Origin of the sequence: Dokdonella sp., assembly GCF_017744955.1 — a bacterium.
GTDB lineage: Bacteria > Pseudomonadota > Gammaproteobacteria > Xanthomonadales > Rhodanobacteraceae > Dokdonella_A.
The window spans coordinates 99,795-121,232 of the sequence record NZ_JAGIAG010000001.1 but is presented as its reverse complement, the minus strand read 5'-3'; the positions used below and the strand labels follow the sequence as shown (position 1 = coordinate 121,232).

At 70.2% G+C, this 21,438-nt stretch carries 20 protein-coding genes; 8 read left to right on the top strand and 12 right to left on the bottom strand.

What is annotated here, in order from left to right; genetic code table 11:
- Window positions 1–6: 6 nt before the first annotated feature.
- From J7520_RS00530 to J7520_RS00520, 3 genes are read right to left on the bottom strand one after another with little or no spacing between them, the layout of a single operon-like run.
- A complete protein-coding gene (locus tag J7520_RS00530) occupies window positions 7–1,266 on the bottom strand; it encodes a heme biosynthesis HemY N-terminal domain-containing protein (RefSeq protein WP_291182699.1) in 1,260 nt (419 codons plus the stop codon).
- Window positions 1,263–2,372, bottom strand: coding sequence for a uroporphyrinogen-III C-methyltransferase (locus J7520_RS00525; protein WP_291182697.1), 1,110 nt, complete (start codon window positions 2,370–2,372; stop codon window positions 1,263–1,265). Before J7520_RS00525 ends, J7520_RS00530 begins: the two co-directional genes overlap by 4 nt.
- A 58-nt stretch (window positions 2,373–2,430) precedes the next feature.
- Entirely contained in the window at window positions 2,431–3,534 is a 1,104-nt protein-coding gene (locus J7520_RS00520; protein ID WP_291182695.1) for a uroporphyrinogen-III synthase, read from the bottom strand.
- On the opposite strand from J7520_RS00520, the gene J7520_RS00515 reads away from it, so the two are divergent.
- The 4 genes from J7520_RS00515 (at window position 3,535) to J7520_RS00500 (ending at window position 8,789) form a co-directional block, all read left to right on the top strand.
- Window positions 3,535–6,012 carry a carboxypeptidase regulatory-like domain-containing protein gene (locus J7520_RS00515; RefSeq protein ID WP_291182694.1) on the top strand — a complete coding sequence of 826 codons (2,478 nt, stop codon included), beginning with the start codon at window positions 3,535–3,537 and terminating at the stop codon, window positions 6,010–6,012. It begins immediately after the preceding gene.
- Window positions 6,013–6,101: 89 nt separating this feature from the next.
- Entirely contained in the window at window positions 6,102–6,581 is a 480-nt protein-coding gene (locus tag J7520_RS00510) for a YiiD C-terminal domain-containing protein (protein WP_291182692.1), read from the top strand.
- Window positions 6,582–6,628: 47 nt separating this feature from the next.
- Window positions 6,629–7,054 (top strand): hypothetical protein, encoded by a 426-nt coding sequence (locus J7520_RS00505; protein WP_291182690.1) that lies wholly within the window; start codon window positions 6,629–6,631, stop codon window positions 7,052–7,054.
- Window positions 7,055–7,082: 28 nt separating this feature from the next.
- Window positions 7,083–8,789 (top strand): SulP family inorganic anion transporter, encoded by a 1,707-nt coding sequence (locus tag J7520_RS00500; RefSeq protein WP_291182688.1) that lies wholly within the window; start codon window positions 7,083–7,085, stop codon window positions 8,787–8,789.
- A gap of 25 nt (window positions 8,790–8,814) precedes the next feature.
- Here J7520_RS00500 and J7520_RS00495 read toward each other — a convergent pair whose 3' ends face one another.
- The 3 genes from J7520_RS00495 to J7520_RS00485 form a co-directional block, all read right to left on the bottom strand.
- The gene (locus tag J7520_RS00495) at window positions 8,815–9,195 is read right to left on the bottom strand and encodes a VOC family protein (RefSeq protein WP_291182686.1); all 381 of its coding nucleotides are present in this window, start codon (window positions 9,193–9,195) and stop codon (window positions 8,815–8,817) included.
- Window positions 9,196–9,224: 29 nt separating this feature from the next.
- Window positions 9,225–9,761 (bottom strand): DUF4199 domain-containing protein, encoded by a 537-nt coding sequence (locus J7520_RS00490; RefSeq protein ID WP_291182685.1) that lies wholly within the window; start codon window positions 9,759–9,761, stop codon window positions 9,225–9,227.
- A gap of 202 nt (window positions 9,762–9,963) precedes the next feature.
- Window positions 9,964–10,416, bottom strand: a complete 453-nt coding sequence (locus J7520_RS00485; RefSeq protein ID WP_291182683.1) for a response regulator transcription factor — start codon at window positions 10,414–10,416, stop codon at window positions 9,964–9,966.
- A 106-nt stretch (window positions 10,417–10,522) separates the two neighbouring features.
- On the opposite strand from J7520_RS00485, the gene J7520_RS00480 reads away from it, so the two are divergent.
- From J7520_RS00480 to J7520_RS00465, 4 genes are all read left to right on the top strand, one after another.
- The gene (locus J7520_RS00480; protein WP_291182681.1) at window positions 10,523–10,966 is read left to right on the top strand and encodes a rhodanese-like domain-containing protein; all 444 of its coding nucleotides are present in this window, start codon (window positions 10,523–10,525) and stop codon (window positions 10,964–10,966) included.
- A 167-nt stretch (window positions 10,967–11,133) separates the two neighbouring features.
- The gene (locus J7520_RS00475) at window positions 11,134–12,918 is read left to right on the top strand and encodes a peptide-N4-asparagine amidase (RefSeq protein ID WP_291182679.1); all 1,785 of its coding nucleotides are present in this window, start codon (window positions 11,134–11,136) and stop codon (window positions 12,916–12,918) included.
- 90 nt (window positions 12,919–13,008) lie between these two features.
- On the top strand, window positions 13,009–13,512 hold the full coding sequence (secB, locus tag J7520_RS00470) for a protein-export chaperone SecB (protein WP_291182677.1): 504 nt from the start codon (window positions 13,009–13,011) through the stop codon (window positions 13,510–13,512).
- Between the two features lie 28 nt (window positions 13,513–13,540).
- A complete protein-coding gene (locus J7520_RS00465; RefSeq protein ID WP_291182675.1) occupies window positions 13,541–14,554 on the top strand; it encodes an NAD(P)H-dependent glycerol-3-phosphate dehydrogenase in 1,014 nt (337 codons plus the stop codon).
- Between the two features lie 197 nt (window positions 14,555–14,751).
- Here J7520_RS00465 and trmL read toward each other — a convergent pair whose 3' ends face one another.
- From trmL to J7520_RS00435, 6 genes are all read right to left on the bottom strand, one after another.
- Complete coding sequence (gene trmL / locus J7520_RS00460; protein ID WP_291182673.1) at window positions 14,752–15,222, bottom strand: tRNA (uridine(34)/cytosine(34)/5-carboxymethylaminomethyluridine(34)-2'-O)-methyltransferase TrmL; 471 nt, start codon at window positions 15,220–15,222, stop codon at window positions 14,752–14,754.
- Between the two features lie 73 nt (window positions 15,223–15,295).
- Window positions 15,296–15,724, bottom strand: coding sequence for a hypothetical protein (locus J7520_RS00455; RefSeq protein ID WP_291182671.1), 429 nt, complete (start codon window positions 15,722–15,724; stop codon window positions 15,296–15,298).
- Between the two features lie 231 nt (window positions 15,725–15,955).
- Window positions 15,956–16,726, bottom strand: coding sequence for a hypothetical protein (locus J7520_RS00450; RefSeq protein ID WP_291182669.1), 771 nt, complete (start codon window positions 16,724–16,726; stop codon window positions 15,956–15,958).
- Window positions 16,727–16,836: 110 nt separating this feature from the next.
- Window positions 16,837–17,421, bottom strand: coding sequence for a YajG family lipoprotein (locus J7520_RS00445; RefSeq protein ID WP_291182668.1), 585 nt, complete (start codon window positions 17,419–17,421; stop codon window positions 16,837–16,839).
- A 101-nt stretch (window positions 17,422–17,522) separates the two neighbouring features.
- Window positions 17,523–18,593 (bottom strand): hypothetical protein, encoded by a 1,071-nt coding sequence (locus tag J7520_RS00440; RefSeq protein WP_291182666.1) that lies wholly within the window; start codon window positions 18,591–18,593, stop codon window positions 17,523–17,525.
- A 7-nt stretch (window positions 18,594–18,600) separates the two neighbouring features.
- On the bottom strand, window positions 18,601–21,420 hold the full coding sequence (locus J7520_RS00435; protein ID WP_291182664.1) for a hypothetical protein: 2,820 nt from the start codon (window positions 21,418–21,420) through the stop codon (window positions 18,601–18,603).
- Window positions 21,421–21,438 lie beyond the last annotated feature (18 nt).

Below are 21,438 nucleotides of genomic sequence, written 5' to 3'. Positions count from 1 at the left end.
TGCGGGTCACTTCGCGACCGGCAGCCGCGGTACGCCGTGCTCGCTGCGTTCCTCGAACGCGACCGGCCGCGTGTCGAGCGGCCCGCGCGGCAGGCGTGCGCCGACCGGCGTGCTGGCGAGCCCGCGCGCGACCTGCAGCGCGTTCGCGTAGCACGTGCACGCCGCCGCGAGGTCGCCCTCGCCGCGGCGGCAGTCGCCGAGCGCTTCCCACGCGGCCGGCGACTCGGCTAGGCCGAGCGCGCGTTCGAGCGGTTCCTCGGCCTTGGTCCACTGTTCCTGCTGGACGTATAGACGTCCGATCGTGGTGAGCAGCGCCGGGCTGTTCGGCGCGATCGCCAGCCAGCCTTCCGCCTTGGTCGTGCGCGAGGGCAGCTCGTTCGGGCCGAGCTCGGCGTACAGCGCGGCCAGATCCTCGCTCCATTCGCGGCGCAGGGCGGATTCGATCTCGTCCATCGCCGCCAGGGTCTGGCCGAGCGCGGCCGAGCGGCGCGCGAACGCGGCGATGAGTTCGGGCCGCCGTCGCTGCGCGCGGGTGGCGCCGTTCCACAAGGTGTTCAGGCGCGTCGCGTCGGGCGCGGCGGCCAGCGCGGCGTCGAGCACGCGCGTTTCCAGCGCGGCCTGCGCCTCGGGCGTCAGCGACTGGCTCTTGGCGAATGCCGGCAGCGCGTCCAGGGCCGCCTGAGTGTCGCCGTCGGCGAGCGCGGCGTCGATCAGCGCGCGCCGGCCGCGCTGCGAAAGGCCGTTCGCGGCCTTCGACTTCAACAGCGACAGTGCCTCGGCGGCGCGGCCACGTTCGAGCAGGAAGCGTGCGCGCAATCCGTCCGCGGCGCGTGCGCCGCCGGCGTCGACGTCGGCCAGCGCACGCTCGGCGCGCTCGTTCTCGCCGCGTTCGTGCGCCGCGCGGGCGAGTACGAGCAGGGCCGGCGTGCGGAACGCGGGCTGGTTGGCGACCTTGCCCAGTTCGCGTTCGGCCTGCGCGTAGTCGCCCTCGGCGAACGCGGTGAGGCCGCCGGCGAGGCGCTCGCGCCCACGCCGCTGCACCGCCCGGCCCCAGGCGCGGAACGGGAAGCGCAGGAGCCACCACAGGATCGACACGGCGGCCCAGAACACGATCAGCATCGCGATCGCGGCGACCACGCTGGTCTCGATCGTGGTGCCGCGCACGCGGATCTGCACATAGCCCGGATCGGCGGCGAGCCAGTGCCAGGCGAACGCCGCGGCGACCGCGACGATCAGGAGAATCGTTATCGTGCGCCAGGCTTTCATGTGCCGGCCTCGTTCTGCGGAGTCTCGACCGCGGGCGTGGCCGGCGGTCGAGAGAGCGCGCGCGTCGCGCGCAGATTGCGCAGCTCCTTCAGCGCGGTGCCGAGCTCCGGCAGCGCCGGCGCCAGCGGCTGCTTCAGGAGCCGGTCGAGTTCGGCCAAGGCTTCCTTGGTCGGCGCCGCGTCGGCGTCGAAGCCGGCGGCGAGCCCTCCGCGCGCGCGCTCGAGCGCGGCCGCGTAGCCGCCGGCGTCGCCGGCGAGCAGGGCCGCTTCGGCCTCGCGCAGGTCGAGCGCGGTCAGCGAGCGCGTCAGGCCGACGTCGCGCGCGGCATTCGCTTCGTCGCCGCTGTGGCTGACGCGCACGAACTGGGAGAGAAATCCCTGCCAGCGCGAAGTCGGCGCGGTATCGGTCGTGGCGGCGGTCTGTTTCGCCAGTGCCGGCAGCTGGCCGCGCAGGCGTTCGAGCGCGGTCAGCGTCGCCTGCACCTCGGCCGGCTTGCTCGCCTCCAGCGCCTGTCGTTCGGCGCCGATCGACTGCCGCACCGACGCGAAGACCGGATCTTCCGCCGCCGCCAGCGCGGAATCGGCGAGGCGATAGGCGGCGATCGCCGCCTGCGCGTCGTGGAACAGCGTCAGCCGCTCCTGCGCGAGCTGCAGCAGGAACTCGGCCTCGTTCATCGCCAGCGCGTCGCGGCCACTCATGCGCTGCTCGGCCAGATTGGCGACCGCGTCTTCCAGATGGCGCGAGCGTTCGCCCAAACCCAGCAGTTCCTCGCGCACGCTCTTGTTGACGCCGTCCGCGTCGGCCAGGCGTGCCTTCAGCGCGTCGAATTCGCGCTTGCGCTGCTCGGCGCCGCGCGCGAGTTCGTCGACGCGCGCCTGCAGGTCGCCGCGCAAGGCGGCTTGCGCGTCGGCCTGGCCCTGCTTGAGCGAATAGGCGAACCACAGCGCGCCGCCGGCGGCGGCGAGCGCGATCAGAGCGACCAGGGTGGTGACGCCTCCGCCGCCGCGGCGCGGTGCCGGCGTACCGGATGCGCCGCGGGATTCCGGCGCGGACGGAGGGGATTCGACGGCGGGCGCGTGCAGCGCGGTATCGGTGTCGTCGCTCATGACCGGCATGCTAGCGGAACTGCGTGACGAGGGCAGCCACGCAGGCGCCGCCGGGATGTCACAAGCGGTGTCGCGCGAGGGCGTGCTGTGCGGCCGCGAGCAGGTCCGCCGGCAGCGCCGACGCCGCGACGTGGATGTCCTCGAACGCGTTCGCCCGCGCCATCGTGGCCAGCCGCGCACTGCTGACGACCAGCATCTGCCGGCGCAGGCGCGCGAGCGCCTCGGGCGGCAGCCGCGTGACCAGGTTGGCGAGCGCTTCGCCGCTGGAAATCAACGTGATCAGCGGATCGGGCGCGCGCGCCAGCGCGTCGAAGTGGCGCCGCGTCAGGCGCGGCGGGCCGCGCTCGTAGACGTGGATCGCCTCGACCTGCGCGCCGCGTGCACGCAGCGTCGCGGTGATCAGGTCGCGGCCACCCGGCGCGCCGACGATGCCGAAACGCCGGCCGCGCACCTCGGCGAGCTCCGGCAACGCGAGCAGCCCTTCGCTGTCGGTGCGCCGGCTCGGCGCGAGGCTGGTCACGCCGCGGCGCGCCAGCGCGCGTTGCGTGCCGGTGCCGACGGCGAAGATCCGGGCGCGCCGTGGAATTCGCATCGCCCGGTCGGCGATGAAGGCGAAGCGCACGGCAGTCGGGCTGGTGAAGATCAGGGCGTCGAATCGGTCGGCCTGGAATCTCGGCGCTGCCGCCGCGCGCACGGAAAGACCGGGCAATCGAATCGGCGTGCCGTGGAGCAGGCCGATTCGTCGAGCCAGCGGTCCGGACGTCGACGCCGGCCGCGTCACGACCACGGCGATTTCGGCGAGCGTCGAAGCCGGCGGCACGTGCGATGCCCCGTTGCCGGTCATGTTGCCGCTGCGGCCAGCGGGTGAGATGCTTTTGCCGAGGGATACGTCCAGTTCGGGCAAAAACTCGTTTCGGGGGATGCTGCCATGAAGTTTTCGCGTCGTGTGTTGTTCACGATGTGCCTGTCGTTCGCGTCCGTGGCCGCTGCGGCCGAAGCCACGATAGCCGATCCGGCGCCTGCCATCGTGGAACTGCAGCGTTTGGCCGTGCGCAGCTACGCGGCTGCCGAGGCGGTTGAATCCCCGACGGCATCGGTCTCCACGTCGAATTCGGCAGCTGAGCTTCGGCGCGCTCTCGATGGGATCAATCGCGACGCGCATGTGCGCGGCTTCTCCGACGATGCGGTGTTCGCGCGCAAGTGGCAGCAAGTTCGCCGACTGGTCGAACACGTCGAGCGCGCTCAGTCGGCCGCGTCGCAAAACGTGCCGGTCCCATCCTTTCCACGCCGGCTCGAGGCGGAACGGCGTATTCGGATCTCGAACTCGGGCGAGCCTGGTCACGCTTGCTCCAGCGCGCTGAGCCTGCGAGCGGGATACGAACTCGATGCGCCGCTCGCCAAGGTCGGGCTGCCCGGATCGGAGCTGTGGCTTCGCATCCGGCCGGAGAGCGCGAAAGTCCTCCGCCTCACCACCGCGGCATCGGCGCTCGATACCGAGTTAACGTTGTTCAAGGAGCGCTGTCCGCAGACGGATGCCGAAGCGGTCGCGCGCAACGATGATGCATTCGGGCTCGCCGCAGCCGTCGGCATCAAGGCCGAAGCACCCAATGACGTCTGGTTCGCGCGGTTGCGCAATCACGGTCAGGCCGGAACGGCGGCGGCAACCCTGCAGGTCGCGGCGGAAATCCGGGGCCGCATTACCGATCAGCGTACCGGTGCAGGGGTTTCGACGACAATTCTACCGATCGCGCAGGGTGACGGTTGGGGTTCTACCTTTTGGTCCGAGGAGGACGGTCGCTATGCGCTCACGGTCGATCCGGGGGTCTACTACGTCTTTGCCGATGCAAATTCTAGAGGGTATGTGGGCGAGCTGTATCCGGATACGCCCTGTCTCATCTTTCTGCGCATCCAAGATTGCGTCGATCGCGGTGCGCAGCGGGTGACCGTGGCTGCAAATGGGAGTGTCGACGGCATCGATATTGCGCTGAACATCGGCGGTCGCATCGCCGGGACGGTTCGCGATCGTGCGACGTCCGTTCCCCTCCCGGGAGCTTCCTTGAGATTGTTCAACGAAGACGGCAGCAATGCGTCGCCATGGGATAACGTGCTGACCGACGCGGCAGGGCGCTATGTGATCCAGGGGCTGCTCAGCGGCAACTACTACCTGCAGGCCAGCGCAAATCCTTATGGAAGCCAGCTATGGCGACATCAGGACTGTGCAGGGCCGGTACTGCAATCGTGTGCTCCGCTGACGGGAACCGCGATCGCCGTCGTGCGCGACCAGTTGTCCGCGGGAATCGATTTCGACTTGCCGCGATTGGCCACGATCCATGCGACTGCGACCAATCCGGTGGAAGATCTGCCTTACTTGAGGCTGGAAATCTTCGACAGCAGTGGCAATTCCGTGTCGTCCGGTTACGGCGGAGGCGAAGCATTCAGTGGGCCGCTCGCGCCCGGAACCTATTTCGCGACGGGCTACGCGTACGGATACTTCTCGCAATGGTGGAACGACATTGCCTGTCTGCCGAACTGCCCATCGACCATGGCGCAGGCGACTGCGATCACTGTCGGTAGCGGCGGGCAGGCGGAGATCCGCTTCTCCTTCAGGCCATTGCTGACGGTATCCGGTCGCGTGACGGACGCCGTTTCCCATGCGCCGTTGAGCGGGGCGAACGTCGCGCTGGTCGACGTAGCGTCGAGCACTCATTCGATCGGAAACGGCTACACGGACGAGGACGGCCGCTACACGGTCACCGGCGTGCCACCGGGGCGTTACTACGTCTGGGCAGGCAGTGCGACGCATCTGGACGCTGTCTATCCCGGCTCGCTCTGTCAGTCGTACGAGATTTCTCGATGCGATTTGAGCGCCGCACTCATCGTTACGACGACTTATCCCGACGGCAACGCAGCGAATATCGACTTCGCGCTGACGAAAGGTGGCTCGATTTCGGGACATGCCGCCTTGCGTGCGCCGGCCGGGGCAGGTCCCCTGCCCGCGCCATACGCAACCGTGGTGGTCGTCGATGCGCAAGGTCGGACTGTCTCCACGGCGACGGTGGCCGACACTGACGGTCACTACGAAGCGATCGATCTGCTGCCTGGAACGTACTACGCCAAAGTCGTCTCCAGCGAGGGATTCGCGCAAATCTATTCGGGCATCGAGTGTGGAACCGACGATTCCTGCGACGCGATCAGCGGAACGCCGATACCATTGGGTCTGAGCGGACAGGCTATAGGAATCAATTTCAATATCGTCCCGACCGACTACTTCTTCGGTCGCGTGATCGACGCCACGGGACGGCCGATACCGGGCGTGGCAATCGACCTCTGGGATGGCACGGGTTTCGATCACCTGGGCGTTGGTTTCAGCAGCGTCGACGGCTACTACTACGTGCAGAGCAGCCGGGGAGCTTTCCCGAATCAAACTTTCCGTGCCTCCACCGACGTCGGCAGCGCCGACTACGATGATCAGGTCTACGACGGCATCGCCTGCCCGATAGGCTCCGCCTACCTCGGTTTGTGCTCGATCGTGCAGGGAACCTCGATCGCGGCGCCCATGCCGACCCGCTTCGCGATCGCGAACTTCGTGCTGCAAGGGCCGCGCAGTCATACCGTCTTCCGCGACGGTTTCGACAACTGAGTTCGAAATCCGAGGCGGGCGAATTGCCATGTTGAGTCTGCGATTTGCTTCGGAGACACTGGCATCGAGATGAAGATGCATAGCCCCACATGATCAACGTCGTTGGCGCGACCTTCTCCGCGCTCGCTGCCGCTTTGGAAAGCGAACTGCTCGCCGACATCCCGCTCGCCCGCGCCATGGCGCTCAAGGCGAGCGCCTACGACGGCGACTCGCTGACCCTGGCCGCGCCGCTGGCGCCGAACGTCAACGACAAGGGCTGCGCGTTCGGCGGCAGCCTGGCCAGCCTGATGACCCTGGCCGGCTGGGGATTGATCAAGCTCGCCGTCGACGCGCGCGCGCTGGACTGCGACATCTACGTGCAGGACAGCTCGATCCGCTATCTCGCGCCGATCTGGCAGGACTTCGCCGCCGTGGCGCGGCCGGCCGCGGGCGAATCCTTCGACGACTTCTTCGCCGCGCTGGCCGCACGCGGCAAGGCGCGCATGAGCGTGCATTGCGTCGTGCCGCTGGCCGACGGCGCGGCGGCGGCGACGCTCGACGCGCGCTTCGTCGCGTTCGTCAAGCGCTGACGGCGGCCGTGCGATTGCGGCACAATCGGCGGCCAGGGAGGATCCCCATGCGCCGCCACGTCAAAGCCCTGCTGATGGTCGCCGCGAGCGCTCTGCTCGCCTCGTGCGCGACCGACAAGATGCGTTCGAAGGAAACCCTGCTGACCGACACGCTGCGTTCGTATGCGTCGACGATCCGCTGGGGCGCCGTCGAGAACGCGCAAGCCTTCATCGATCCGAAGGTGCTCGCCGAGCATCCGCCGAGCACGCTGGAGCTGGAGCGCTTCAAGCAGGTGCAGATCACCGGCTACAACGAGCAGCCGGCGCTGCCCGTCGGCGACAACGAGGTGCGCCAGACCGTCGAGATCAGCCTCGTCAACGTCAATACGCAGGCCGCGCGCAGCGTGATCGACCGTCAGACCTGGCGCTACGACGAGGAAGCCAAGCGCTGGTGGCTGATGACCGGCTTGCCGGTCATCACGCAAGCGCAGTAGGCCGCTGCGGCAGCGCACGACCTCCGACTTGAACGCGATCGATCCCACCCGTTCCGCAGCCAGCTGGCAACAGCTCTACGTTCCCAAGCTCTACACCGTGCTGCGCCAGGGTTACGGCCTGGCCGACCTGCGCCACGATCTGCTCGCCGGCCTCACCGTCGCGATCGTCGCGTTGCCGCTGTCGATGGCATTGGCGATCGCCTCGGGCACGACGCCCGAGAAGGGCCTGCACACGGCGATCGTCGCCGGCTTCCTGATCTCGCTGTTCGGCGGCTCGCGCGTGCAGATCGGCGGACCGACCGCGGCGTTCATCCCGGTGGTCTTCAACGTCATCGACAAGTTCGGCTACGGCGGCCTGATCCTGTGCACGCTGCTGGCCGGGCTGATGCTGATCGCGGCCGGCGTGCTGCGCGTCGGCACGCTGATGAAATACATCCCGAAGCCGGTCATCACCGGGTTCACCGCCGGCATCGCGGTCAGCATCTTCTCCAGCCAGGTCAAGGATCTGCTCGGCCTGCACATGGACAAGGTGCCGGTGGAGTTCTTCGCGCGCTGGTCGGCCTACGTCGAGCACCTGCCGAGCCTCACGCCGGCGGCTGCGGCGCTCGCGCTCGCCTGCGTCGTGCTGATCGTCGTCCTGCGGCGCTGGAAGCCGGCGGCGCCGGGCTTTCTGATCGCGGTCGCGGTCGGCGCGCTGGCGGTCGCGCTGTTCCATCTGCCGATCGAGACGATCGGCACGCGCTTCGGCGGCATTCCGGCGACGCTGCCGACGTTCGACATCCCGCACATTCCGTTCGAACGCACGCTGGAGCTGTTCCCGAGCTCGTTCACGATCGCCTTCCTCGCCGGCGTCGAGTCGTTGCTGTCGGCGGTGGTCGCCGACGGCATGATCGGCGGCCGGCATCGCTCGAACGGCGAGCTGATCGCGCAGGGCGTCGCCAACGCCGGTTCGGCGCTGTTCGGCGGCCTGCCGGCGACCGGCGCGCTGGCGCGCACCGCGACCAACGTGCGCGCCGGTGCGCGCTCGCCGGTGGCGGGGATCGCGCATGCGCTGTTCCTGCTGCTGTTCATGCTGGTGCTGGCGCCGCTGATGAGCTACGTGCCGCTGGCCGCGCTCGCTGCGGTGCTGGTCATCGTCGCCTGGAACATGGCCGAGATCGAAAGCTTCCGCCATCTGATGACCGGTCCGGTCGGCGACCGCGTCGTGCTGCTGCTGACCTTCGCGCTGACGGTGATGTTCGACCTGACCGTCGCGATCGAGGTCGGCATCGTGCTCGCCGCGTTCCTGTTCATGCATCGCATGAGCGAGGTGGTGGCGATGGAGTCGGGCGTGTCCCTGCTCGACTCCGACGAGGCCGATTCCGACGCGGTGCCGGATCAGCGCGCACAACTGCCGCCCGGCGTGGAGGCATTCCAGATCTCGGGGCCGCTCTTCTTCGCCGTCGCCAATCGCCTCGACGACGTGCTGAACCAGTTCCGCGATCCGCCGCGCGTGTTCATCCTGCGCCTGCGGCTGGTGCCGCTGATCGACGCCTCCGGCGTCACCGCGCTGACGCAGATGCTGGCGCGCTGCCGGCGCATGGGCACGCGGGTGATCCTGTCCGGCCTGCGCGAGCAGCCCCGGCGCATCCTGGCGCAGATGCACGTCGTGCCGGACGGCGAACAGCTGCGCTTCGCGCCGGATTTCAAGGCGGCGTTGGCGATGGCGGTCACTGAGCCGCCTGCGCCCCGCTAGCCGGACGCAGGCGCCTGGTTCCGGCCTACTGGCCTTCCGGCGGCTGCCAGAGCTCGACCTTGTTGCCTTCCGGGTCCATGACCCAGCCGAACTTGCCGTATTCCGACTCCTCGGTCTTCTCCAGTACCTCGCAGCCTTCCTCGCGCAGCGCCTGCAGCAATCCGGTCAGGTCCGCGACGCGGTAGTTGACCATGAACGACGACCGGCTCGGCGCGAAGTAGCCGCCGTCGCCGATCGACCAGGCGGTCGTGCCGGCGACGGGTTTTCCGTCGTCGTCCGACCAGGCGAACGCGGCGCCGCCCCAGGGCTGCACGTCGATGCCGAGGTGCTTTCTGTACCAGGCCTGCAAGGCCGGCGGATCCTTGGCGGCGAAGAACACTCCGCCGATGCCCGTGACTCGTTTCATGCTCGTCTCCTGGTGTGATTGCGAAGGATTCAGCGGCTGGCGGGCGAGGCCTGTGCGCGTCGGCGCAGGATCGCCGCGGAAATCAGGCTGATCGCGAGGCCGATCAGAAACAGCGTCGCGAACATCACCACGGCCTGGAACGCGTAGCTGTAGAACAGCGGCCGCATCTGCTCCATCTCCGCGAGCTGGCGCGCGACGCTGGCCGCGTCGGCGCCGCTGGCGCGGATCTGCGTCTGGTAGTGATCCCACATCTTCTGCACGAAGGCGTCGCCGACGATCCAATAGAAGGCGTACGTGGCGAGTCCGAACAGCAGCGAGGCGATCGCGCTGACGCCGACGCCGACACCGAGCCCGCGCGAGAAGCTGGACACGCCGCCCTGCTGCTCGCGATCGCGGCGGATCGCGAAAAAGGTCGCCGTCATCGTCAGGATCATCGCGCTGTAGCCGAAGATCTCGCCGTAGCGGAGCCAGTCCTCGCGCTGGCCGAACAGCGCGATCGGACCGAACATCAGGACGTTGACGACGATGCCGGCGAGCAGGCCGTACGTCGGGATCGGGGATTTCATCGCGTGACCTCCGTGGGAATGTGGACGCAACGCTAGCGACGCCGAGGGCCGCGGCCCATCGCCCGAACGGGTGATTCTCGGGTGATGGAAGGGAAGCCGGCGCGTTCGGGCAAGGTCACGTCCGCGAAACCGGGCGGGCGGGGAAGGAAAAGATAAGGTCGCGCGCTTTCGCGCGCATGACGTCGCCTCGGGGTCCGTGCGCTCAAGACACGATCACTCCGCTGCGCCGCGCCGCGGCGACCGCCTCGGTGCGCCGGCGCGCGCCGAGCTTGGCGTACAGGTTGGCCAGATGCGTCTTGACCGTATTCGCCGATACGCCGAGTTCGCGCGCGATCTCCTTGTTGCTGCACCCTTGCGCGAGCAGGTCGAGCACGCGGCGTTCGCGCGGGCTGAGCGCGGCGGCATCGCCGGACGGCACCGCGGGTTCGGCTGGCGGCGCATGCGTCGACGGTGGAACCTGCGCGGCGGCGGACTCGCGCGGGCGGCGCGCGAAGCGGAGCCCCGCGCCGACGCCGGCCAGCGCGATGGCCGCGGCAAGCAGTTCGCGGCCCCAGTCGAAGCGCAGCGGCATCCAGCTGACCAGGCGCAGGCAGACGGCCGCGGCGGCGGCGAGCGCGCCGTAGGCGAGCACGAGGCGAAGGGTCGACCAGCGCATGCGCGGATCATCGCCTGCGCCGCGGGCGGCGCCAAGCGGCGGCGCGCTTTGCCTCCCCGCGGCGGCTCCGGGATAATGCGCGGCCGCTACGCGCCGTCGCCCGCCCATGTCCGAATTCCTGCATCGCCTGCCCGAGTTCCTCGGTCACCATCCGTTCCTCTCGCTCGGCTTCCTCGGCGTGCTGATCGCGCTGGCCGCCAACGAGGCGCAGCGCCTCACGCGCAGCTACAAGGCGCTGACGCCGGCCGGCCTGACCCAGCTGATCAATCGCGACAACGCGCTGCTGGTGGACGTGTCCAGCATCGCCGACTTCGAGAAAGGCCACATTCCCGGCGCCAAGCACGTCGCGATGAGCCAGTTCGATCCGGAGAGCAAGGAGCTGGCCAAGGTCAAGGACCTGCCGGTGGCGGTCGTCTGCAAGACCGGCCAGACCTCGGCGCAGGCGGCGCAGCGGTTGAAGAAGGCCGGCTTCAGCAAGGTGTTCTGGCTCGAAGGCGGTCTCGGCTCGTGGGCCGAGGCGCAGATGCCGCTGGCGAAAGGGCGCGCGTAGGCCGGATTTCGCCGTCCGATCGCCACGGCGCGCGATCGCGAGCGCTGCATCCGCAGCGCAGCCCGGTTTTCCGGGAACGATCTCCGGGAACGACCGATGCGCACCCGGACGCGGCTGCGGCGCGGTGCTAGGCTCGACCGGCAGGGGGTCAACCGGGAGCCACGCCGATGAGCGTCTTGCCGCTGCTGCGAACCTCGAACCGCATCTTCCTCTCCACCTGCGCCGCGACCCTGCTCGCACTCGCCGCCGTGCCGGCCGCGGCGCTGCCGCCGATCGGCTCGGCGGACGTCGCGATCGCCGATCCGGACGTTCCGCCGCCGCCGACCACGCCGTGCGTGGTGCCGCTGTACGAAGCTTTCACCTTCATCGGCTTCGACAATCAGCCGTTCGCCTACGCGCCGCCGTCCGCCTGCCCCGGGCCGTGGGGCAAGGTCGTGCTCAGCCTCGATTTCGACGTCACCGCCGGCCGCCAGTTCGACCGCACCGGACGCATCTGGCTGAATGGCGCGAACATCTATTTCGGCACCACGCAGGAGCCGCGTGCGACGGTCGCGCCGACCTGGCACATCGAGCGCGATCTGAGCGACTACTCCGCGCTGTTCGCGAATGCCGGCGGCGGCTACGTCGAGCTCGGCAACGTCGTCGACGGCACCTACACCGGCATCATCCACGGCAGCGCCCGGCTGGCGTTCTATCCGCGCACCAGCGGACTCGATCGCCCGCCGCGGCCGGACCGCGTGCTGCCGCTGGCGGCGGGTCCGGACGGCGGCATCGTCGACCTGGTGGGCGACGCGCGGCTGGCGGTGACGCTGAACCTGCCGACCAACATCGAGCGCGCCTATCTCGACGTGATCGCGCAGAGCCAGGGCGACGACGAGTTCTGGTATCTGTGCGTGCCGGACGCTCTCGCCGGCGAATTGCAGTCCTGCCCCGGCAGCGGCTTTCGCGAATCGCAGGTGTTCATCGACGGCGTCGCCGCCGGTGTCGCGCCGGTGTATCCGTGGCTCTACACCGGCGCGATCGATCCGGGCCTGTGGCGACCGACGCCGAGCATCCAGACGCTCGCCTTCGAGCCCTACCGCGTCGACCTGACGCCGTTCACCGGCAGCCTGAGCGACGGCCGGCCGCACACCGTCTCTATCGGCGTGTTCAACGCGCAGAACCGCTTCTCGACCACCGCCAATCTGCTGCTCTATCTCGATCGCGGCAGCGCGCACACGCGCGGCGCGGTCACCGCCAACACGTTGAGCTTCCCGCCGACGCCCGCGGTCGACGTCGTCGACGACTCGAACGCCGACGCGATCGTGAAGACGGTCGGCGTGACCTCGACGCGCGCGTTCCGCATCGCCGGCTACGTCGACACCTCGCACGGCCGCGTGGTCACCACGCTCGATCAGCGCATCGCGTTCTCGAACGTGCAGGATTTCGACATCGCCACCGATGGCTCGGACTATCGGCAGGCGCTGGTGCAGCGGACCACCGTCGATGCGACCGCGACGATCCAGCAGGGCCATCGTCCGGCGCGCTTCCAGCGTGCGCACAGCGAATGGCCGTTGGCGATCGAGTACCGCTACGACGGCGCCGCCGACGGCAGCGCGACGCAGACCACCACCATCGACCAGGGCCTCGATCGCGCGCTCGAGGTCGGTCTCGCCGGACACGCGCTGTTCCGCGCCACGCGCGAGCAGCGCATGCAGACCGCGGACACGTTGCAGCTCGACGCGGACGGCAACCTGCTCGGCCGCGTCGGCCAGGGCAGCACGCAGAGCTATGCCTACCGCAGCTCGCTCGGCGCCTGCTACGACCGCCGCATCACGACGCAGGACGGCGTGCTGAGCGCGGTCGCCGACGGCCGCGGCTGTCCGGGCCGGCGCAATCACCTGACGTGGCTCGACGCATTCGCCCAGGTCGCCTCGTCGTTCTGGGGCGCGAGCCTGCGCCAGCTGCCCTGAGAGCAGTGCCGACGGCGCACCCCGCGGGTGCGCCGTCGGCGCGTACGTGGAATAATCCCGTCCCTTTTCCCACTTCACGCGAGCAGATTCATGGCAGAGAACAGCAACGGCGCGCCGAACGGCCAGACCCCTCCGCAGCAGGCCCAGGCGCAATTGAATCTGCAGCGCATCTACCTCAAGGACGTCTCCTTCGAGGCGCCGGGCGCACCGCAGATCTTCCAGCAGCAGGGCCAGCCGAATGTCGAGCTGAACCTGAGCCAGCGCGTGGCGCAGGTCGCCAACGACACCTTCGAGGTCGTGCTCAGCGTGACCGCGACCTGCAAGGTCGAAGACAAGACCGCCTACCTCGCCGAAGTGCACCAGGCCGGCGTGTTCGGTCTCAGCGGCTTCGACGACGCGTCGCGCGAAGCGGTCCTGGCGACCTACTGTCCGAACGTGCTGTTCCCGTACGTGCGCCAGACCGTGTCGGACCTGGTGCAGAACGGCGGCTTCCCGCCGTTCTTCCTGCAGCCGATCAACTTCGACGCGCTCTACGCCGAGCAGCTGCGCCGCCGCGCCGAAGGCGCCACCGGCGAAACCAGCGCGAACGCCTGACGCACGGTCCGGCGCAGGGAACGGGACGGTGAGTGAGACATCGTCGGTAGCCGTACTCGGCGCCGGCTCCTGGGGCACGGCGCTGGCCGTGCAACTGGCGCGCAACGGCGTGCCGACCACGTTGTGGGGACGATCGCCGCAGGCGATCGTCGACATGGCGACGGCGCGCCGCAACGTGCACTACCTGCCCGATCTCGAACTGCCCGACACGCTGCAGCTGTCGGCGATGATCGAGCCGCTCGCGCGCGACGCCGGCACGATCCTGATCGCGGTACCGAGCCACGCCTTCGACGGCGTGCTCGCCGCGATCGCACCCTGGGTCGCCGACGGCGTTGGCATCGCGTGGGCGACCAAGGGTTTCGATCCAGCATCCGGCCGCTTCCTGCACGAACTCGTCGCCGAGCGGTTGCCGCGGCATCCGGCCGCGGTGGTCACCGGGCCGTCGTTCGCGCGCGAAGTCGCGCTTGGCCTGCCGACCGCGCTGACCGTGCATTCCGGCGACGCTGCCTTCGCGCAGGACGTCGCGCAGAAACTCCACTCGCCGTTCTTCCGCGCCTATACCGGCAGCGACGTCGCCGGCGCCGAACTCGGCGGCGCGATGAAGAACGTGCTCGCCGTCGCCACCGGCGTCGCCGACGGCATGCAGATGGGACTGAACGCGCGTGCCGGCCTGATCACGCGCGGCCTGGCCGAGATGCTGCGCCTCGGCGCCGCGCTCGGCTCGCGTCCGGAAACGCTGATGGGTCTGGCCGGCCTCGGCGATCTGGTGCTGACCTGCACCGGCGATCTCTCGCGCAACCGCCGCCTCGGCCTCGCGCTCGGCCGCGGCATCGGCCTGCAGCAGGCGGTGGCCGAGATCGGCCAGGTGGTCGAGAGCGTGCAGACCGTCGACACGGTGATGCAGCTCGCCGACGCGCACGGCGTCGAACTGCCGATCACCGCGCTGGTGCAGAAGGTGCTGCACGAAGAGCTGACGCCGACCGAAGGCATGCACGCGCTGCTGTCGCGCGAACAGAAGCCGGAATATCCGGAAGAGCGCTGAACGTCTTCACCTCTCCCGCTTGCGGGAGAGGTCGCGCCACAGGCGCGGGTGAGGATCGAGGCCGCTGCGAGCGGCCGAGGCTGAGGCATGGATGCCGAAGGGAGAGCGCACCAAGAAGGGGTGCTCTCCCATGCGATGCCTACCACCGATCGCCCTCACCCCAACCCTCTCCCGCAAGCGGGAGTAATTGGCGACTCTCAGCCTTCGGCCGCGCCGTCGAAGCCGAGTTGCCGCCAGGCTTCGTAGACGACGATCGCGACCGCATTCGACAGGTTCAGGCTGCGATTGCCCGGCCGCATCGGCAGGCGCAGGCGATGCGGCGCGTCGATGCGGTCGAGCAGGTCCTGCGGCAGGCCGCGCGTTTCCGGTCCGAACAGCAGCGCGTCGCCGTCGGCGTAGGCGACGGTGTCGTAACGCAGGCTTCCGCGCGTGGACAGCGCGAGCAATCGCCGCGGCGCGACGGTGTGCAGGAAGGCGGCGAGATCGTCGTGGACGGCGACGGTCGCGAATTCGTGATAGTCCAGGCCGGCGCGGCGCAGCTTGGCGTGGTCGAGTTCGAAACCGAGCGGCCGGATCAGATGCAGGGCCGCGCCGCTGTTCGCGCAGAGGCGAATCACATTGCCGGTGTTCGGCGGAATCTCGGGTTGGAACAGGACGACGTGCAGCATGCACGCATGATCGCACGCCCGCGCGCGCCGGCCGAACGCACGGCGGCGCCGCCGGAGCGGTTCGTCGAACCGCTCACTGCGGCATCAGGCCGGCGCGCGCACCGCCGATCGGCGCCATCGTGTTCGCGACGTCGACGTCCGGCACACGGGAGGCGTTCTCGCTCTGGTAGGCGAGCGCGCCGTCCATCGCGTCCTCGGCCGGCGCGACCACGCGCACCGTCGGCAGCGTCACCATCGCCAGTCCTTCCGACACGCGCTGGTTCACGCGCACGGTCGGCAGCAGGGTCACGTTGAGCGGCTTGGTCGCGGCGACGCGCATCGTCGAGGCGGCTTCGGGGCGCGCGCTGCTGGCGAAGACGGTCACCTCGGGCAGCAAGGTCGCCTGGATCGGCGCGCGGGCGTCGACCGACATGGTCGCGGCGTGGGCGCAGGCAGCGGTGCCGGCGAAGACGAAGGCCAGCGCGGTGCACATCGAGCGGCGGTTGATCAATCGGGCATTCATGGCTTTCTCCTGCAAGACGGGTCGTGATCTGCACTAACGCAAGCACCATGCCAGGGTCGACGCAGGCTCCGTTTGCAGGTCAATAGATGCAGGATCAAGCAGTTGCGTTGCTAGGCCGGAAGTCATGGTCGGCCGGGCGGACACGCGGACGGACGTACGCGGGCGTCCGCGCGGCGGCGCGAGGCGAGTTGTTCGACGAGAGACGGCGGGCGGATGCCCGCGCCGCAGGACTCAGGGCTTGCCCGAACCGCGCAGCAGATAGGTCGTGTAGAGCACGTAGCCGTCCTGCGTGACGACTTGCGTGGTCATGTCGGTGAAACCCGAATCGCCCCACCACGATTGATTGCGCAGACCGGCGACCGCCTGCTGCCACTCGCGTCCGCCTTCCGCGCGCGCGGCCTGGCCGGCGAAGTCGTTGTCCGCGGCGAGCACCTGGCACAGGCTCGCGCGGCACTCGACGTGGACCAGCGCGACGTGGTCGCCGGCGCCTTCGGGCAACGCGCCGATCCATTCGTCGAGCGAACCTTGCAGTTTCGGCGTCGCCGCCGCGGACCAGGCGTCGTCGGGCTTCTCCTGATCGAAGCGCTTCCACAGTTCGCGCGCGGTGTCCGGCAGGCGATCCTTCTCCGGTTCGGCTTCCTGCTGGGCGAGCAGGTCCGCGAACAGGTCCGCCGCGTGGTCGGCGTCGATCGGCGGCGTCTTCGGCGGCTCTTCTTCGGCGACCGCTTCCGGCTCGGCCGGAACCGCTTCCGCGTGCGGCGGCTCGTCGCCCGGCGGTACCACCAGCGGCGCGACCGGGATGGTCGGCGGCAGCGCCGGCGGTGCTTGCTCGACGACTTCGCGAGGCGGTGGCGCAGGCTTCGGCGGGTGGACGTGCGTCGGTGTCGGCGCCGCCGCCGGCGCGGGCGCCCGCGCCACCGGCGTGCGCGGCAGGGCCAGATACAACCATACCGACGCGGCGGCGATCAGGGCGCAGAGAACGAGAAGGCGCTGGTGGCGCATGCGGGCGGGCCCAACGAAGCGCGCATCCGGCGCGTCAGGGGAAGTCCATCGCCGCAGTTTCCATCACCCGCGCCGAAAGCGGAAGCGCGCTTCCGCTTCGGCCGCGCGCGCTAGGGTTTCAGCGCGGCGCGCAGCGCGCCGTCGTCGAGCGCCTTGTCGACGGTCTCGCGCAAGGTCTTCTCGGTGAGTGCGCGCAGGTCCTCGACATCGGCGAACACGCCGGTCTTCAGGCTCATCAGCGAACCGTCGACGTTCGACGCCGAATAGGTGCGCACGAAACGCGCCTTTCCGGAGGCGCGCTCGATCACCGAGACCTCGATCTCCACGTTCGCCTCGCGCCGCGCCATCTGGTTGCAGTCGAGCTTGCGGATCGTGCCGGTGAGTTGCAGCGTTCCCGCGCCCGCTTCGACCGCCGCGCCGCGCGCGCGCAGGCCGTCGGCGAACGCGTCGCGGACCAGTTCGGACACCGGCCGCTCGGCATCCAGCGTCTTCAGCGGATTGCCGAAACCGCCGCGGATCGCGCCGATGAAGGTCGCCGGCTCGCCGCGCTGGTCGACGAAGCTGCCGACGTCGATCGGCGCGCTCGCCGCGAGCGTCGACGGCGTCGTCGACGGCGCGTACTTGAGGCCGACGCGGGTCGTGCCGCACGCGGCCAGGCTTGCGGCGCAGATCAGCGCCATCGCGAATCGTTTCATTGCCGTCCCCTGTGGATCGCCGTGCGGGCTTGCGTCGGCGTCGAGCCGCCAAGATAGCGTCCAGCGCCGGCCATCGCCACGCTCCGCGGCGTTCTCCGGCGTCAGCGCCGCGCGGCGCAGGCGTTCTTCGGCAGGGCGCGTCCGTCGCCGAGATCGAGCACGAACGAATCGAAGCGTCCCTCGCGCAAGCCCCAGCCGCCGAGACGGCGGCCGTCGGCGCTGATCGCGGTGGCCGCGCCGAACTGCCAGCCTGCCGGCAGCGCGATGCCGCGTCCGGCCAGCCAGCGCTCGAGCGGCTGCAGGCCGCCGTCGGCGCTCCAGATCACCGCGCGTCGCTCGTTGCCCTGGCCGGCGCTGCCGACGACGAGGCGGCCGTCCTCGCTGCTCGACAGCAGGTGCAGCGGTTGCAGCGACGAGCGGGACGGCAACGCGACGACACCGTCGTCGGCGCGCCAGCGATACGCGGCGGTGGCCCCGCGCGCGTCGTCGAGCGTGCCGAGCAGCACGCGCGCGGAGTGGCTGGCCGCGGCGATCTCACGCACCGCGCGATGCTCGCGGTCGAGCAGCGATCGCCGCGTGCCGGCCGACCACAGCGCGCCGCGGCGGCGGCCGTCCTCGCCCTCGTTCCAGCCGTAGATCACCGCGCCGTCCTCGCTGACGCCTTCCGCGCGCGCCGCGCCGTCGCCGGGGAGCAGGCGCAAGCCGTCGGCCGGCGTCCAGACGAAGGCGGCGGCGGCGTCGCCGAGGCTGCCGACGACTTGCGCCGCGTCGGTCACGCCGAAGGCCTGGCTCACCACGCTGAGCGCGTCGACGCCGGGCGCGCCGCCGAGGCGGTGCAGGCGGCCGTCGGCGTCCCAGTAGCTGGCGACCTCGCGGCGCTCGGCGTCGAGGCTGGAGCCGGCGACGTAGCGCCCGCTGGCCGACAGCGCGCGCACGCTGATCGCCGCGTCGAGCTTCTGCACGCCGGCGCCGACGTTCCAGCGGAAACCGGCCTCGCCGCCGCTGATGCTGCCGGCGGCGACGCAGCCATCGGCCGACAGCGCGGCGAGCTGGCTGCCGGGCAGGCCGAGTGCGGTGAACTCGGCCGCCCTGCTCGGCATCGCGACGGCGATGCCGAGCAGGGCGAGTGCGATCGCGGGGCGCGCCATTCCCTTGCGCTGCAGCGAGAACATGAGGCGTCTATCGCGCCGCGGCGTCGAAGCCGTCGGCGAACAAGCGGTCGCCGCCGTCGCTGCGGAAGCTCGCCACCACCGTGCAGTCGGCGCCGACCGGGGCGGTCGTGTAGACGCTGCCGGACAGACTGCCGCCGCAACCGCTGACGCTGTCGACGACGTAGCCGGCCTCGACGAGGACGTCGAATCGGCGCACCTCGCCGGCGTAGACCGTCACCGGCTTGGCCGGATCGAGGCGCCCGCCGGCGCCGGACTGCGGCGTCAGCGTGTAGACCGCCGCGTCGGAGAGGCGGGCGAACAGCGTCGATTCGAGCAGCGACACCGAGCCGTTGCCGACGGCGCCTTCGCGGCTGCCGGTGCGTCCCTGCGCGCGCACCCAGAAGCCGGTGTCGCGCGGCAGCGCGGCGCCGGCGGCGTAGCGCCAGCCGTTCGCGGAAGGCTGACCCTGGCCGAGCGGCGTCCAGGTGTCGCCGTCGAGCGAGAGGTCGAAGCGCACTTCGGTGGCGACCGGCGAGGCGCCGCCGAGCGTCCAGCGCAGCGTGCCGGCGGCATCGACGCCGAGGTGCCGCGATGCGCCGGCGGCGGCGGGCAGGCGCGCCAGATGCGAGCGCGAAAGGCCGTCGATGCTGGTGAAGTCGCCGGCGACCAGCAGCTTGCCGTCGGCCAGCTGCGCCATCGCGAAGATCCATTCGGCCACCGCCGGCTGGAAGTCCGGATCGAGAGAACCGTCCGGCCGCAGGCGCGCGAGGTAGCGGCGCGTCTCGCCGCCGATGCGGGTGAACTTGCCGCCGAGCGCGATCGAGCCGTCGGCCGCGAGCACCAGCGACTGCACTGCGTCGTTCGGCGTGGCCGGACTGAAGCTGCGATCGAGCGAGCCGTCGGCGTTCAGACGCGCGAGATACTGCGTGGCGCCGTCGATCGACAGGTAGCCGGCGATCAGGATCTTGCCGCTCGGCAACGGCTGCAGGATGTTGACGACGCCGAAGTCCTGGAACGGCGAGACGAACGTCGCGTCGAGGGTGCCGTCGGCGTTCAGGCGCGCGATGCCGCGGCACGGCGTGCCGTCGATGCTGCCGAAGTAGCCGGCGAGGAGGATCTTGCCGCCGGGCAGCACCTGCAGCGGCTCGACGGGGTTGTCGAGCGTCGGTGCGTGGAAGCTGGCGTCGATCGAGCCGTCCGCGTTCAGGCGGGTGATCGTCGGCTGATGCTCGTACGGATTGGTCACCACGCGCAGGCCGGAAACGACGATGCGCCCGTCCGGCTGCAGCGCGACCGCGCGCGCCCAGGGTTCGCCCGAGCCGGCCCAGTTCGGCGGCGTGAAGCCGATGTCGAGGCTGCCGTCGGCGTTGAGCCGCGCCAGGCCGGGCCGCTCCACGCCGTTGACCTTGGTGAAGTGGCCGCCGATCAGGAACTTGCCGTCCGGCTGCGGCGAGATCACGTCGACCGCGTTGGAAAAGCCCGGCTCGATCGTCGGCGCGACGAAGCTCGCGTCGATGCTGCCGTCGGCGTGCAACCGCGCCATGCCCGCGCGCGTGGTGCCGACGTAACTGAAGCCGCAGCCGATCAGGAGCTGCTGGTCCGGCAGCTGCACCAGGCAGCGCGGCGTGGAGTCGACACCCGAGTAGATCGGGTCGGCGCCGGCGACGAAGGCCGTTTCGACGCGGCCATCGGTTTCCAGCCGCGCGATGCGCTGGCGCGACCGGCCGCCGACCCGGGTGAACTCGCCGCCGAGCGCGATCTTGCCGTCGGCGAGCACGGCGATCGTGTGGGCCGGCGCGGAGGCGTCGGCGGCGAAGCCGGCGTCGAGGCTGCCGTCGGCGTTGAGCCGCGCCACGCGCAGCCGCTGCACGCCGCCGACCTGGCTGAACGTGCCGGCGACCAGGATGCGTCCGTCGGGCTGTACGGCGATGCTCTTCACCGCGGCGTTCGGGTCGGGTCGGAAGTCCGCGTCGAGACCGCCGTCGGGGTGCAGCTTGAGCAGGCCGGTCTGCTTGCCGCTGCCGTGGTCGGGCAGCTCGAACGGACCCGCGCCGACCAGGCTGCCGTCGCCGAGCGCGACCAGCCGTTGCACCGAGAACGCCAGCGCCTGCGCGTCCTCGTCGGACGGCTGCTGGAAGCTCGCGTCCAGGCTGCCGTCGGGATTCACGCGCGCGAAGGCCAGCGGCGTCGAGCCGTCGCTCGGCTCGAAGTAGCCGGCGAGGACGATCCTGCCGTCCGGCTGCGCCGCGGCCGAGTAGACCGAGCCGTACCAGCCTTCCTGCGCGAAGAACGGCACGAAGTCCGCATCGAGGCGGCCTTGCGCGTCGAGGCGCATCAGGCCGGTTCCCGCGCCGATCAGCAGGATGCCGCCGTCGGGCTGGCGCACGATGGCGCTGGCGATGCTGCCCAAGTCCAGGTCGTAGTCCTGGTCGAGGCGGCCGTTCGCCTCCAGCGCGGCGAAGCCGTAGCGCGGGATGCCGTCGACCTTGCTGAAGTAGCCGGCGATCAGCACGCGGCCGTCGTCGAGCGGCAGCATCGCGCTGACCGGCCCGTTCAGATCGACCTGGAACGTCGGATCGAGGCGGCCGTCGACGCGCAGGCGTGCGAGGCCGAGCGCCTGGCCGCCGCCGATGTAGTCGAAGCCGCCGGCGACCAGCAGCTTGCCGTCGGCCTGCGACACCAGCAGGTCGATCGCGCCGTTGGCGCCGGGATCGAAGCCGTCGTCGAGGCCGACGATCTGGTCCGGCGCCGGCGCGGCGGAGAACGCCGGCGACGACACCGCGCACAGCGGCAGCGCGAGCAGGCACAGCAGCGGCAGGCGGCGGGAAAGTCTGCGCAAGGAATTCATGGACGTTTCCGGAAAGCG

What these genes read in the sequence shown, in the direction of transcription:
- J7520_RS00530 (WP_291182699.1), bottom strand. Translation starts at nt 1,266, where the DNA reads ATGAAAGCCTGGCGCACGATAACGATTCTCCTGATCGTCGCGGTCGCC.
- J7520_RS00525 (WP_291182697.1), bottom strand. Translation starts at nt 2,372, where the DNA reads ATGAGCGACGACACCGATACCGCGCTGCACGCGCCCGCCGTCGAATCC.
- J7520_RS00520 (WP_291182695.1), bottom strand. Translation starts at nt 3,534, where the DNA reads ATGCGCGTCGCGATTGATCCCATCGAGAGCGCGCCGAAGCTCAGCTGC.
- J7520_RS00510 (WP_291182692.1), top strand. Translation starts at nt 6,102, where the DNA reads ATGATCAACGTCGTTGGCGCGACCTTCTCCGCGCTCGCTGCCGCTTTG.
- J7520_RS00505 (WP_291182690.1), top strand. Translation starts at nt 6,629, where the DNA reads ATGCGCCGCCACGTCAAAGCCCTGCTGATGGTCGCCGCGAGCGCTCTG.
- J7520_RS00495 (WP_291182686.1), bottom strand. Translation starts at nt 9,195, where the DNA reads ATGAAACGAGTCACGGGCATCGGCGGAGTGTTCTTCGCCGCCAAGGAT.
- J7520_RS00490 (WP_291182685.1), bottom strand. Translation starts at nt 9,761, where the DNA reads ATGAAATCCCCGATCCCGACGTACGGCCTGCTCGCCGGCATCGTCGTC.
- J7520_RS00485 (WP_291182683.1), bottom strand. Translation starts at nt 10,416, where the DNA reads ATGCGCTGGTCGACCCTTCGCCTCGTGCTCGCCTACGGCGCGCTCGCC.
- J7520_RS00480 (WP_291182681.1), top strand. Translation starts at nt 10,523, where the DNA reads ATGTCCGAATTCCTGCATCGCCTGCCCGAGTTCCTCGGTCACCATCCG.
- J7520_RS00475 (WP_291182679.1), top strand. Translation starts at nt 11,134, where the DNA reads ATGAGCGTCTTGCCGCTGCTGCGAACCTCGAACCGCATCTTCCTCTCC.
- secB (WP_291182677.1), top strand. Translation starts at nt 13,009, where the DNA reads ATGGCAGAGAACAGCAACGGCGCGCCGAACGGCCAGACCCCTCCGCAG.
- trmL (WP_291182673.1), bottom strand. Translation starts at nt 15,222, where the DNA reads ATGCTGCACGTCGTCCTGTTCCAACCCGAGATTCCGCCGAACACCGGC.
- J7520_RS00455 (WP_291182671.1), bottom strand. Translation starts at nt 15,724, where the DNA reads ATGAATGCCCGATTGATCAACCGCCGCTCGATGTGCACCGCGCTGGCC.
- J7520_RS00450 (WP_291182669.1), bottom strand. Translation starts at nt 16,726, where the DNA reads ATGCGCCACCAGCGCCTTCTCGTTCTCTGCGCCCTGATCGCCGCCGCG.
- J7520_RS00445 (WP_291182668.1), bottom strand. Translation starts at nt 17,421, where the DNA reads ATGAAACGATTCGCGATGGCGCTGATCTGCGCCGCAAGCCTGGCCGCG.
- J7520_RS00440 (WP_291182666.1), bottom strand. Translation starts at nt 18,593, where the DNA reads ATGTTCTCGCTGCAGCGCAAGGGAATGGCGCGCCCCGCGATCGCACTC.
- J7520_RS00435 (WP_291182664.1), bottom strand. Translation starts at nt 21,420, where the DNA reads ATGAATTCCTTGCGCAGACTTTCCCGCCGCCTGCCGCTGCTGTGCCTG.